Annotated in this window: 12 protein-coding genes; 2 read left to right on the forward strand and 10 right to left on the reverse strand. The window is 36.2% G+C overall.

The annotated features are described in order from the left end of the window. Positions 1–3 precede the first annotated feature (3 nt). The 9 genes from xerC to H0I41_RS05130 form a co-directional block, all read right to left on the reverse strand. The gene (xerC, locus tag H0I41_RS05090; RefSeq protein WP_135014478.1) at positions 4–927 is read right to left on the reverse strand and encodes a tyrosine recombinase XerC; all 924 of its coding nucleotides are present in this window, start codon (positions 925–927) and stop codon (positions 4–6) included. 2 nt (positions 928–929) lie between these two features. Next, positions 930–2,246, reverse strand: coding sequence for a methylenetetrahydrofolate--tRNA-(uracil(54)-C(5))-methyltransferase (FADH(2)-oxidizing) TrmFO (gene trmFO, locus H0I41_RS05095; RefSeq protein ID WP_135014479.1), 1,317 nt, complete (start codon positions 2,244–2,246; stop codon positions 930–932). A gap of 97 nt (positions 2,247–2,343) precedes the next feature. Beyond that, a complete protein-coding gene (gene topA / locus H0I41_RS05100; RefSeq protein WP_127835816.1) occupies positions 2,344–4,425 on the reverse strand; it encodes a type I DNA topoisomerase in 2,082 nt (693 codons plus the stop codon). 65 nt (positions 4,426–4,490) lie between these two features. Then, the gene (dprA, locus tag H0I41_RS05105) at positions 4,491–5,336 is read right to left on the reverse strand and encodes a DNA-processing protein DprA (protein WP_135014480.1); all 846 of its coding nucleotides are present in this window, start codon (positions 5,334–5,336) and stop codon (positions 4,491–4,493) included. Between the two features lie 52 nt (positions 5,337–5,388). Next, positions 5,389–6,141: a ribonuclease HII gene (gene rnhB / locus H0I41_RS05110; RefSeq protein ID WP_135014481.1), complete on the reverse strand. Its 753-nt coding sequence runs from the start codon at positions 6,139–6,141 to the stop codon at positions 5,389–5,391. Further along, positions 6,138–6,977, reverse strand: coding sequence for a ribosome biogenesis GTPase YlqF (ylqF, locus tag H0I41_RS05115; RefSeq protein WP_004894556.1), 840 nt, complete (start codon positions 6,975–6,977; stop codon positions 6,138–6,140). The genes rnhB and ylqF overlap by 4 nt, the downstream gene beginning before the upstream one ends. Before the next feature lie 2 nt (positions 6,978–6,979). Further along, complete coding sequence (locus H0I41_RS05120; RefSeq protein ID WP_135014482.1) at positions 6,980–8,431, reverse strand: S41 family peptidase; 1,452 nt, start codon at positions 8,429–8,431, stop codon at positions 6,980–6,982. Between the two features lie 7 nt (positions 8,432–8,438). Further along, positions 8,439–8,666 (reverse strand): YozE family protein, encoded by a 228-nt coding sequence (locus tag H0I41_RS05125; protein ID WP_004894551.1) that lies wholly within the window; start codon positions 8,664–8,666, stop codon positions 8,439–8,441. Beyond that, the gene (locus H0I41_RS05130; RefSeq protein ID WP_135014483.1) at positions 8,666–9,523 is read right to left on the reverse strand and encodes a DegV family protein; all 858 of its coding nucleotides are present in this window, start codon (positions 9,521–9,523) and stop codon (positions 8,666–8,668) included. The genes H0I41_RS05125 and H0I41_RS05130 overlap by 1 nt, the downstream gene beginning before the upstream one ends. A 144-nt stretch (positions 9,524–9,667) precedes the next feature. On the opposite strand from H0I41_RS05130, the gene trhA reads away from it, so the two are divergent. Continuing rightward, positions 9,668–10,333: a PAQR family membrane homeostasis protein TrhA gene (gene trhA / locus H0I41_RS05135; RefSeq protein WP_011161942.1), complete on the forward strand. Its 666-nt coding sequence runs from the start codon at positions 9,668–9,670 to the stop codon at positions 10,331–10,333. A 47-nt stretch (positions 10,334–10,380) separates the two neighbouring features. On the opposite strand, the gene H0I41_RS05140 is transcribed toward trhA, so the two are convergent. Then, entirely contained in the window at positions 10,381–11,577 is a 1,197-nt protein-coding gene (locus H0I41_RS05140) for a CCA tRNA nucleotidyltransferase (RefSeq protein WP_135014484.1), read from the reverse strand. Positions 11,578–11,633: 56 nt separating this feature from the next. On the opposite strand from H0I41_RS05140, the gene H0I41_RS05145 reads away from it, so the two are divergent. Further along, positions 11,634–12,521, forward strand: coding sequence for a YitT family protein (locus tag H0I41_RS05145; protein ID WP_182094493.1), 888 nt, complete (start codon positions 11,634–11,636; stop codon positions 12,519–12,521). Positions 12,522–12,548 lie beyond the last annotated feature (27 nt).

Here is a 12,548-nt window from a genome sequence, read left to right on the forward strand (position 1 = left end):
TTATTATGCCTCGTCTTTCTTATCTTTTCTTGGGAAAAATTTTTGATAATCTGCTTGTAAATGCTTCATTGTGACATGGGTATAGATTTGCGTCGTTGACAAAGATTCATGCCCTAAAAGCTCTTGCACACTCCTTAGGTCTGCTCCATTATTAAGCATTTCAGTTGCAAAAGAGTGTCTAAGCATATGGGGATGAACCTTTCCACCAACTCCAGCTTTAATGAAAACTTGCTGCATAATGTATTCAATTCCGCGGCCAGTTAACTTTTGTCCCCGGTTATTTAAAAATACATAGCCTAGATCTTCATTTTTACCTAGTAGAGCTAGTCGACTTTCATCACAATATTCTTTTAAAGCACTGGCCGCATCTTTTCCAAAGGGAACATAGCGGTCTTTATTACCCTTCCCATGAACTAAGATAATCTTTAAATCAAAATCAATCTGATCTAGCTTTAAAGATGCCATCTCACTTAAACGCATCCCAGTCGCATAAAAAAGTTCAAACATCGCGCGATTTCGAACCACCAACTTGTCATGACCGGCAAGACTATCAAAGACTTGTCGCATCTCTTTTTCATAGAAAAATTGTGGTAATTTCTTTTCGCCTAATCTTAAACTAATTGTCTGCATCGGATTATTATCTAGCACTTCTCGCTTAACGAGAAAGCGATAGAAAGATCTTAAACTAGACATTTTACGCGCTTGAGTAGTTCTTGACCTGTTTTGGGTCGCTAAGTCTTGTAAGAAAATTTCAACATCGCGACTTTTGACTTGATCCCAGCCGCTAAAGCCTCCATTTTCTTTAAAAAATTCCTTAGCTTCATTTAGATCATTTAAGTAAGAGTTTACAGTATTTTTACTATAATTACGTTCATAGTTCAAGTAATCTTGAAATTGTTTGATTAATTTATCATTTTCTTTAGACATTATTAATCAAGCTTCTTCTCTTCCTTAAATGCTTCAAGATCCTTCAATGCTCGTTTAGAAATTTCTAAGTGTCGTTCTTGTTTGTTTCTTACCTTGTAATCTAATTTTGGCAAGAGTGCATAGGAAGCATTCATTGGTTGGAAATGCTTTGCGCTAGTGGTTGTGATGTAGTTGGCCATAGAACCCAAGGCAGTTGACTTAGGGAAGACTAAGGTTTCTTCTCCTAAAGCTTCTCTAGCTGCATTAATTCCGGCAACTAAACCAGAACCGGCACTTTCAACATAACCTTCTACCCCTGTCATTTGTCCCGCAAAGAAGAGACCAGTTTGCTTTCTAGCTTCATAATTTGCATTCACAACTTCAGGACTAGCAATATAGGTATTACGGTGCATTTTACCATAGCGAACAAATTTTGCATTTTCAAGACCTGGAATCATTGAAAAGACTCTCTTTTGTTCGCCATATTTTAGATGAGTTTGGAAACCAACGATGTTATACATTGTGCTAGCTGCATTATCTTGACGCAATTGCACAACTGCATAAGGAGTCTTTCCAGTCTTAGGATCTTCTAAACCAACTGGCTTAAGGGGACCAAAGAGCATTGTCTTTTCTCCTCTTTTTGCCATTACTTCAATTGGCATACATCCTTCAAAGACATTCTTATCTTCAAAGCCATGTAAAGTAGCTGTCTCCGCCCCAACTAGATTTTTATAGAAATTATAAAACTCTTCTTTAGTCATGGGACAATTCAAATATGCAGCTTCACCCTTGTCATAACGTGATTTTTTATACACAATATCACGATTAATGGAACTAGCTGCCACAATTGGAGCAGCCGCATCAAAGAAATGAAGTGAATCAGTACCACAAAACTCCTTAATTTGTTCTGCGAGTGTATCTGAGGTTAATGGACCAGTCGCAATGATCGTGATACCATCTTTTGGAATCTCAGTGATTTCTTCCTCATGAACATGAACATTTGGCAAGTCCTTCAAAGTTTTAGTTACAACTGCACTAAACTTATCTCTATCAACAGCTAGAGCTCCGCCAGCAGGTACTGCAGTTTCATCAGCTGCTTTCATAATTAAGGAATCCAGCTGCCGCATTTCTTCTTTTAATAAACCAACAGCATTTGACAGTTGGTTAGATCTCATTGAGTTAGTACATACTAATTCTGCAAAGTTTGCAGTTTCATGAGCAGGCGTATTTTTCTTAGGTCGCATTTCATATAAATCTACTTCAATGCCACGCTTAGCTAATTGCCATGCAGCTTCACTCCCTGCAAGACCTCCGCCAATTACGGTTACATTCTTTACCATGCAATCTTTCCTTTCTGCTCGACTCTTTCAAGTCTATATAAAAATGATATCATTAAACCGCTTTCGTTTTAATGATATCATTGATTTTTATTATAATTTAACTTTCTTCTGGTTCTTCACGGTAATCACCATTTGGACAAAGGATTACTAGTCCTTTCTTGTTCTTCTTTTGAACTAAGAAGTGACCATCATTTGGACAATTACGACCAATTGGTTGATCCCATGAAACAAAATCACAATCTGGATAGCGTGAACAGCCATAGAATTTACGGTTACGTTTTGATTTCTTTTCGATAACTTCGCCCTTACCACACTTAGGACAAGTTACGCCAATCTTCTTAACGATTGGTTTAGTATTACGACAATCCGGGAAGCGTGAGCAAGCATAGAACTTACCGTAGCGTCCCATTTTGATAACCATTGGAGCCCCACAAATATCACAGTTAAAGCCTGCAGGTTCATCTTTAATTTGAACCTTTTCAATTTGTTGATCTGCTTTATCTAATTCTTTAGAAAATGGCTTGTAGTACTCATCAACTACTTTAATCCAGTTCTTCTTCCCTACTTCAACCCCATCTAGGTCATTTTCAAGTTGAGCTGTAAAGTCGACATTAACAATATCTGGGAAAAATTCTTCGATTAACTTATCTACGATTTCTCCTAATTCTGTAGGTACAATTGACCTACCTTCAAGTTTTACGTAGTAACGTTTTTGAATGGTATCAATTGTTGGTGCATAAGTTGATGGACGACCAACACCATTTTCTTCAAGAGCACGAACTAAACTAGCTTCTGTATAACGTGCAGGTGGTTGAGTAAAGTGTTGACGATCATCAGTCTTCTTAAGCTTAACCTTATCGCCTTCATTTAACTCAGGAAGTTCATTACTCTTTTCTTTTTGGTTATCGTATACCTTAGTGAATCCAGCAAATTTAAGTTTTGAACCAGTTGTTCTAAAGGTTACATCATTTTGCTCAATATCAGCTCTAACTGTGTCGTAAACAGCTGGGGTCATTTGACTAGCAATAAATCTTGACCAAATTAAAGTATAGAGACGATATTCTTCAGTTGTTAAATATTCTTTTACAGAAGCTGGCGTTCTAAAAGCTGAAGTAGGACGAATTGCTTCGTGGGCATCTTGAGCATCCGCATCATTTTTAAAATGTTGCGGCTTAACTGCTGCGTAATTTTCACCGTATTCTTCATGAATAAATTTTGAAGCTTCATGCTTTGCTACATTAGCAATACGCTTTGAGTCAGTACGCATATAAGTAATCAAACCGACAGATCCCTTACCAAGGTTCACACCTTCATAAAGAGATTGGGCAATTCTCATTGTTCGACGAGTTCTGTAACCTAAGCGCTTGTTTGCTTCTTGTTGCATAGTTGAAGTGGTAAAAGGAGCAGCAGGTTGACGTCTTCTTTCCTTTTTAACTACTTTTGTAACTTCAAAGTTTTTCCGCTTATCAATTCGCTTTAAAACATCTTGAACTGCTTCATTATTTGGCAACTCTTGCTTTTTGCCCTTAATGCCATAAAAAGCACTCTTAAACTTTTCTGAGCCCTTTTCAAAATCAGCATCAATAGTCCAGTACTCTTCTGGCTTAAAGTTCTTGATTTCATTTTCACGATCAATTACTAACTTCAAGGCAATCGATTGAACACGTCCAGCTGACAAACCTTTCTTTACCTTTTGCCACAAAATCGGACTAATTGAATAACCAACCAAACGGTCTAGGACACGACGAGCTTGTTGAGCATCAACAATATCCATATCAATAGTTCTTGGATTCTTAAAGGCATTCTTAACAGCATCTTTAGTAATTTCGTTAAAAGCAACGCGGTTATGTTCTTTTGGATCTAGATTTAATGCATGAGCGACATGCCAAGCAATCGCTTCTCCTTCTCGATCCGGGTCGGAAGCAAGATAAACATATTTTGCTTTTTTAGCTTCTCTCTTTAATTCTTTAATCGTATCGCCTTTTCCACGAATGGAAATATACTTTGGTTCATAGTCATGTTCTACATCCACTCCCATTTGAGACTTGGGTAAATCACGAATATGGCCTTTTGAAGCGATAACATGATAATTTCTTCCTAAATATTTTTCAATTGTCTTAGCCTTATGAGGAGACTCGACAATAACTAAATTCTTTTTATTTTTTCGTTTAGTAGGCATAGAATGCCCCTTCCTTGCACAATTTCTACCAAATTCTAAAATACCAAAAATTTTACTCTTGTCAACTAAAGCAAATTTTTAAAATCAGCATTAACCAATGGATAAGCACCAGCGGCAATTAGCTCATTAGGGCCTTCTGACAAGGGACTTGAGACTGGTCCCGGAACTGCAAAAATATTGCGATTTTCTTCTAAAGCAATATTTGCAGTAATTAAGGAGCCCGATCTTTTTCTAGCTTCAGTCACAATAATATTTTTACTTAAGCCCGCAAGTATACGGTTCCTTTGCGGAAATCTATAAGGCCTTGGAGGAGTATCCGGTAAATATTCACTGATCAATAGCCCGTTCGCCATAATTTCTTCCTGGAGCATTTTGTTTTCTTGCGGATAAAAATGGTTGAGTCCATTTCCAATCACGGCAATTGTCTTACCGTGATTTTTTAATGTTTCTTGATGAGCAATTCCATCCACTCCGCGTGCTAAGCCACTAGCAATAACAAAATCTTGCTGTATCAGCTGGGGAATTAATTGTTTTAAGACAAAACGACTATAGTTTGTCGGCTGTCTTGCGCCAACTATAACTGTAATCTCCTTTTTAAGCAAGGATAAGTCTCCTCTAGTAAAAAGAAGTGTTGGTGCATTATACATTTCACGGAGTGCATTTGGATAGATTGTATCAAAAATAGTGATAACATCACACTGTAATTCAATTCTTTCAATCCAAGAATTAAACTTATCATTTTTCATTGCAGCTAAAACAATATTTTGGATATTTGATTTTAATGATAAACTCTCTATTTTGTCAACTGTTACTTCTTCACCAGCAGTAAAATTCGCTACAATTTTTCCTATAGTAGTAATGCCAAGACCTTGCTGTAATTTTAACCTTAAACAAAATTCTTTCAAATTCATATAAATAAAACCTCCACTATCATGTACGCAAAAGTGAAGGTTTATTTTTTAATTATTTTTCGTATTCACTAACTGGAGCAAAAGATCTCCGATGAATCGGGGTTGGACCGTATTTTTTAAGAGCCTCCATGTGCTCACGTGTTCCGTAGCCTGCATTATGTTTAAAATCATATTCTGGATAGAGCTCACCATAAGCATCCATTAAGTTATCCCGAAACACCTTAGCTACAATACTAGCGGCAGCAATTGAGTTAGACTTAGCATCCCCGTGAATTAGTTTAACTTGCGGAATATTTAAAGGTACATTCATGGCATCAACTAATAAGGCATCAGGTTTTACTTTTAGACCTTGAACAGCATGAGCCATTGCTACACGATCTGCTTCATAAATATTAATCTGATCAATTACATCATTATTAGCTAAGCCGACACTAACACTGACAGCTTTTTCTAGAATCTTTGGAAAAAGCGCCTGTCTCTTCTTAGGTGATAATTTTTTTGAGTCATTAACATCAATTAAATCAAAATCATGTGGCAAAATAACAGCAGCTGTAACTACAGGCCCAGCAAGGGGTCCACGCCCTACTTCATCAACTCCAGCAACAAGTTGATCTTTTTGCCAGAATTCTTTTTCATAAGAAAAACGGGTTTGAAATTGAGCTAATGCTTTAGCATATTTAGCTTGCCTTTTTTCATAGCTAATTAAGAGCTTTTGGACGCCTTTTCGTTCATCAACTTTTAATTCTTCTAATTGCTCTTTGCTTACTTCTCCTTGAAGTAAGTTCTTTATTTCAGTAATCGTCATCTAAGATCGAACGTAATCCTTCCCAATTTTCCTTTGCGTAAGCGCTGAAGCATAAAGAGTGAAAACTTATCATAATCATCTCGCATGCCGTATTTGTTGGTCATTGCTAACAATAAATCTGGATTAGACATACTGTCCATCTCTTCACTTGAAATTCGGGCAAATTTAACGAGGTCATCTCGATAATTTTGCTTTAAAAATTCAATCACAAATAAGGCAACATCATCGGGATGAAAAATATCCGCCTTAATTGCCCCGCAAGCTGCTAATTTATAACCTACTTCTTGATCAGAAAACTTAGGCCACAAAATCCCCGGTGTATCTAAAATTTGTACATTAGTCTTGGTTTTTAACCAACTTTGTCCACGTGTTACACCAGGCTTATCACCAACAATTGCAGCATTTCTTCCAACCATCCGGTTAATAATTGTAGACTTACCACAGTTTGGAATTCCTGCAATAGCTACTCGAATCATTGGGTTTGATGCACCCTTTGCAATTAATTTATCTGTCTTTTCCTTACCAGCTAGCTTAATAATTTTAAATAGACTAGTCATATTTGTAGTATGCTGGGCATCCATCGAAATCACGAAGTTACCCTCATCTTGATAATAACGGGTCCATTTTTTAGTTTGAATTGGATCAGCCAAATCAGCCTTATTTAAAACAATAATATGCGGTTTCTTCTTTGTTAATTGTCCAATCATTGGATTACGAGAAGAAACTGGTAGGCGCGCATCTAAAACTTCAATTAAGACATCAATCAAGTCTAGATTATCTTCTAGTTGATTTTTAGCCTTATTCATATGTCCTGGATACCATTGAATAGTTGCCATTTTTAATCCTCCATATCCTTTAGATTTAAGCTCATTGCCTTCTTTAAAGCAGGATTATCATCTTGCAATTTTTGTGCAACTGCTAAATAAAGTTGCGCTTGTACTTGCCCATTTACTATACCATCTGCTGTCAAGCCATGGGCTTTTTGAAACTCAATAACCGCATTCTTAGTTTCATCATCAAAAACTCCTGTAACATGCTTTGGCATATAACCTAAGGCATTCAAATATTGCTGCAGAGTTGCCACATCAACACCAGTCATTGATTTCTTCAAAATACTCATACTTTGGAATTGAGGTAGTTTGGCTAAAGAAGATTCAGGTACAGGATAAGTTGGCTTTAGCCCCTTTTGGTTGATCCAAGTTCCATTTGGAGTAAGCCACTTAGCAATTGTATATTTATATTCAGAATCTTGCGTCTGCCCTACTTCCTGCACTGTTCCCTTACCATAACTTGTTTGACCAACAGAAACTGCCCGGTGATTTTGAACAAGAGCCGCGGTAAAGATTTCACTGGCACTAGCTGTATTGGCATTAATTAAAATAATTGGCTTTAGACTTGTATGGAAGCCACCAGAAAGCTTTTTATCAGAGCGAATTACTTCTTTTTGCTTGCGATCCTGATATTGCATAATAATCTTATTATTTGGTAAGAAATATGATGAAGACTTCAAAGCAGCATCCATTGCACCACCAGGATTATCTTGTAAGTCAATAATTAGCTTAGGATATTTTTTAGTATTAATTGACTTTAAAGCACTCTTTAAATCTTTAGCCGTATTAACGTCAAATTGTGTAATTGTAATAATTGTTGCATTACCTTCAGTTCGCTTAGTTAAGCTAGATTGGGAGATTTTAGCCCGCTTTAAGGTAACGTTAAAAGTAGAGTTAGCACGTCTAAGTTTCAAGGTAACTTTTGTACCAATTTTCCCTCTGACTAAAGGAGCTACTTTACTAAACTGAGCTGCACTTACCTTTTTATTATTAACGGCAACAATCTCATCGCCAGGTTTAATAGTACTTTTTGAAGCTGGAGAATCAGCAACAATAAAGTCCACAACAACTTTATTGTTGCGTACTGCCATCTGAATACCTACTCCGCCAAAACTCGAACCCTCTAAAATATTATTAACTTGTTCTTGGTTTGCTCCACTTAATCCCTCAGAAAAAGGATCGTTAAGACTATTAAGCATCCCGTTAATTGCCCCCTGGCGCAATGTTTGCGGTGAGACTTTTTTATAATATGAACCTTGTAATTGCTCATACACTTTTTCAACTTGATAAAAAGGTGACTTTAGTTCCTTAACTTCCATAATTCCAAAGGTCAAACCTGCACCAATTGCCGCACCAGCTATACCAGTTAACAAAAATTGAGCATATTTGGGAAGATGCTTCTTTTTATTATTTGAAATTTCTTTATTTTGATGAGAATTATTTGGTTCTACTTCTGCCATATTAGCCTCAGTTCATATTATCTAAATATAATTGATATGCCTTGTCAAAAACGCTCATGCTTGGTAAATAACCAGCATTTAATTCTAAATATTCTGACAATTTTTCATAGTCTTCCTCTTGTTTTGGAAAAGAACTGTCATGTTGAGCATTGTTAGCAAATTCAGCAATATCATCTAAAGAATCAGGATTTCTTTGAGTCATTAAAAAACGATAAAAGCTCTCACGATAAGCCATTAAAAGTCCTCCGTTGTATAGAATACTGCATAGGCACCACTACCAGCATGAGTTGCAATAATTGGACTAGTAACACGAGTCAACACTTTAATGTCAGGATTAATTTCTTTAATTTTATTAGCCCAAACTTCCATATCTTCAGGCGTATCGACATAAGAAATTGCTACTTCTTTGATATCGTGTTTATGTTCTTCAATATCCTTTAAAACACGTTTATCAAAGTTCTTAGAAAACTTCTTTCCCCGACCTTTTTTAGCAACGTCTAAATTTCCACCTGGCATATGCAATTCAATTCTAATATTTAGTAAAGTAGCAATTTTACCAGCTAATGGTCCAAGACGTCCACCCTTAATCAAGTTATTTAGGTTAACTACCATCATCTGTAATTTTTGCTTCTTTTTAAGGTCTTCAACATGATTTACAATTTCTTCAAGACTCTTGCCTGCTTGCGCATCCTTAGCAGCGGCCAGCACTTGATAAGCTTCTGCACGATCAGTTAGTTCAGAATCAATTAAAGTTACTTCTTTAGTCTTTCCAATTATGTCAGCAGCCTGTCTAGCAGCTTCAATTGTCCCGCTTAAAGAACGAGCAAGAAAAATTCCTACTACTTGGCTTCCATCGGCAGTTAATTCTTTAAATACTTTTTCAAAAATTCCAATTGATGGTTGACTTGTCTTTGGTAATTCTTCAGACGCATCCATCTTCTTTACAAATTCTTCTCGACTGATATCAATGCCATCTGTGTAAGTCTTACCATCGATAGTAATAGTTAATGGAACGACTGTAATATCGTATTTATCAATTTCTTCAGGAGTTAATTGAACTGAGGAATCAGTTACTACTTTAATCTTAGCCATTCTAAGTGCTATCCCCTATTCTTCTATAATTATTATTCTATGTTAGAATTTATTAAGTACAATCTCAAGTATATCAAAAATACAAAAATGAGTTAAAATTTATTAAATAGATTATAAAGTTATTATATAAGGCGGAATAAATGAATGTCTTTTAAACAATTGTGGCAAGAACCTAAAAATCGGTCTAAAACCTATAACATTTTGAACAACATTTTTAGTGCTATTACTCATGGAATTGGCTTTGGGCTAGCTGTTGCAGGATTGGTAGTTCTAATTGTGAAAGCTGCCCATACAGGAAGTGCTCTGAGGGTGACAGCCTTTACTCTTTATGGCTCTAGTTTGGTTATCCTTTATCTTTTTTCAACACTCTATCATAGTTTGATTTTTACTCGAGCTAGGCGAGTGTTTCAAATATTCGATCACTCTTCAATTTTTATTTTAATTACTGGAACCTACACTCCTTATACCTTAGTCGCAATTGGCGGGGTAAAGGGATGGGTAATGTTTGGTATTATTCTAGCCCTGGCCATTTTTGGCATTTTATTTTATATCTTTAATCAGGGAAAACATGTTGTTTTAGATACTATCCTTTACGTATTAATGGGCTGGATTGTAATTATTGCTTCCAGTACCCTTTACCCAGTTCTTGGGCCAACTGGATTTTGGCTCTTAGTCTGGGGCGGAATTGCCTATACTGTTGGTGCTATTTTATTTTCAATGCGCGGCGTTCCTTATATTCATGTGATTTGGCACATGTTTGTTTTATTAGGTTCAATCCTGATGTATTTTTCAATTCTATTTTATGTTTAAAAAAGAAGCAGACAGTGAACACAATTAATCACTGCCTGCTTTTTTAGTTAATGATTTGAAGAAATAAATTCAGTAATCGCTGCCTCGTTATTACTAATTACTCCCTCTAAAACGGCTTTTTTTATTTCCTCTAATAAAAGTCCAACTCTTGGTCCAGCTGGGATACCATTTTTTAATAAAAAGTGGCCATCTATCACTAGGTCACGATTATTCTTAATTGGCAATGCTTCGTAACTATCAACTAAGGCACTCCCATTGACTGGTTGGCCCAAAATATGAGCTAAATCGATTGTTGAAACAATTGTTTCTAAACCAGCTTTATACAGATCATAATTATTTGGAGCATGTGAACTAATTAAGTCAAAGAAAGCAACAATATCAGCTACCTGACGCTCCATTGCATTAGAATTCTTCCACATCCGCATAAAGTGAGGAATCTTGTCATTTGGTAATTTTAATAAAATAATCATCAAAGCCCATAGATTAGCTTCAGTAGTAGGGCTAAAATTAAGTTGAGGATAAAGAGCTAAATTCTCTTTTTTACCCCTAAAACCAGGTACTTCTTCTGATAAACCAGTATCTAAAAAGATTTGGAATGCCTTTTGGCTGCCAGGAGCAATCCCCATTTTTACGAATTCATCTCTGATACGTTCAACAGAAATTTTACTTAGTAACTCATGATTGTCACTGATTGCCTGTTCTGTTTCTGGTTCAAGCGTAAATTGCAATTGACTCATAAATCGAACTGCACGCATCATTCTCAAGGCATCTTCATGAAAACGATTCTCAGCTTTTCCAACTGCACGGATCAAATGCTTTTCTAAGTCACCTAGTCCGTCAAAGTGATCAATAATATTTCCATCAACGTCCATTGCTAGAGCATTAATAGTAAAATCACGCCGCTTTAAATCTTCTGATAAGTTTTGGACAAAAGTTACATGGTCAGGTCTACGGAAGTCTTGGTATCCTGATTCAGTTCTGAAAGTTGTAATTTCATAGCTTTCACCCTCATAAAGAACAGTGACGGTTCCGTGCTTAATCCCGGTATCAATTGTTTTCTTAAAAATTTGCTTAATTTCCATCGGATAGGCGCTAGTTGCAATATCGACATCATGAATGTGCCGATTTAAAAGCAAGTCTCGCACACTCCCGCCGACAAAATAGGCCTCATACCCCGCCTCATTAATCTCTTTTAAAACTGGAAGCGCGGCGGTAAAAACTTCCGGTAAATTATTAATCTTCATATATTCCCTATTCCCCTTAATTTTCACACTTCTTAATATAGAAAGAAGGAAGTAACATGACTAAATTATTTAATAAACAACTCTTTAAACAAATCTTCTTCATTACTCTAGGCTGCAGCATATATGCCTTTAGCTTAGATGCCATCAGCATCCCTAACAAACTTGCTGATGGCGGGATTAGTGGTATTGCCCTTTTACTTCGGTATTGGTTCCACATCAATCCAGGTTTATCCACGTTACTTCTAAATATCCCCCTAATTATAATCGGATATCGCTTTATGGGCAAACGGCTCCTTGCCTTGACAATCTGGGGCACACTTTGCCTATCCTTCTTATCCTTTTGGCTTCATCTTCCTATTATAAACCAATTAAATTTAGACCATGATCTTTTTATTGCTGGTGTACTAGCAGGTTTATTTTCTGGTGTTGGAATCGGTATTGTATTTAAATACGGCGGAACCACGGGTGGAACAGATATTATTGCCAGAATTTTAGACTTAAAATTAGGAATTCCGGTTGGAAAATCTTTACTTGCTCTTGATGCATTTGTATTAACGATTTCTCTTAGTTATCTTGATATTAAGCATATGATTTATACTTTGCTAGCTAGTTTTGTTTTAGCTAGAATTACTGATTCTATTCAAGCTGGTTCCTATGCTGCACGAGGATTGTTTATTATTTCTGATAAATATGAACAGATCGCTAAAATGATTGATGTTCAGCTAGATCGAGGATATACCTTCATAAATGCAGAAGGCGGATTTGATCGATCAGCTAAAAAAATTATTTACTGTGTAATTTCACCACGAGAAATTAGTCAAGTTAAAGAATTAATCTTGCGTGAAGATCCTAATGCCTTTGTTTCAGTTATCGATGTTCATGAAGCACTAGGTCAAGGCTTTACTTATGAAAGAAAAAAGAGACATATTTTCTTTAGAAGATAGTAGTTAGGAAGAAACTAGTTGTTGCTA

Source organism: Lactobacillus johnsonii (genome assembly GCF_014058685.1).
Lineage (GTDB): Bacteria > Bacillota > Bacilli > Lactobacillales > Lactobacillaceae > Lactobacillus.

Coding starts and splice junctions, on each gene's coding strand:
- topA (WP_127835816.1), bottom strand. CDS start 4,425: ATGCCTACTAAACGAAAAAATAAAAAGAATTTAGTTATTGTCGAGTCT.
- xerC (WP_135014478.1), bottom strand. CDS start 927: ATGTCTAAAGAAAATGATAAATTAATCAAACAATTTCAAGATTACTTG.
- H0I41_RS05120 (WP_135014482.1), bottom strand. CDS start 8,431: ATGGCAGAAGTAGAACCAAATAATTCTCATCAAAATAAAGAAATTTCA.
- trhA (WP_011161942.1), top strand. CDS start 9,668: ATGTCTTTTAAACAATTGTGGCAAGAACCTAAAAATCGGTCTAAAACC.
- H0I41_RS05145 (WP_182094493.1), top strand. CDS start 11,634: ATGACTAAATTATTTAATAAACAACTCTTTAAACAAATCTTCTTCATT.
- H0I41_RS05130 (WP_135014483.1), bottom strand. CDS start 9,523: ATGGCTAAGATTAAAGTAGTAACTGATTCCTCAGTTCAATTAACTCCT.
- H0I41_RS05125 (WP_004894551.1), bottom strand. CDS start 8,666: ATGGCTTATCGTGAGAGCTTTTATCGTTTTTTAATGACTCAAAGAAAT.
- H0I41_RS05140 (WP_135014484.1), bottom strand. CDS start 11,577: ATGAAGATTAATAATTTACCGGAAGTTTTTACCGCCGCGCTTCCAGTT.
- rnhB (WP_135014481.1), bottom strand. CDS start 6,141: ATGACGATTACTGAAATAAAGAACTTACTTCAAGGAGAAGTAAGCAAA.
- dprA (WP_135014480.1), bottom strand. CDS start 5,336: ATGAATTTGAAAGAATTTTGTTTAAGGTTAAAATTACAGCAAGGTCTT.
- trmFO (WP_135014479.1), bottom strand. CDS start 2,246: ATGGTAAAGAATGTAACCGTAATTGGCGGAGGTCTTGCAGGGAGTGAA.
- ylqF (WP_004894556.1), bottom strand. CDS start 6,977: ATGGCAACTATTCAATGGTATCCAGGACATATGAATAAGGCTAAAAAT.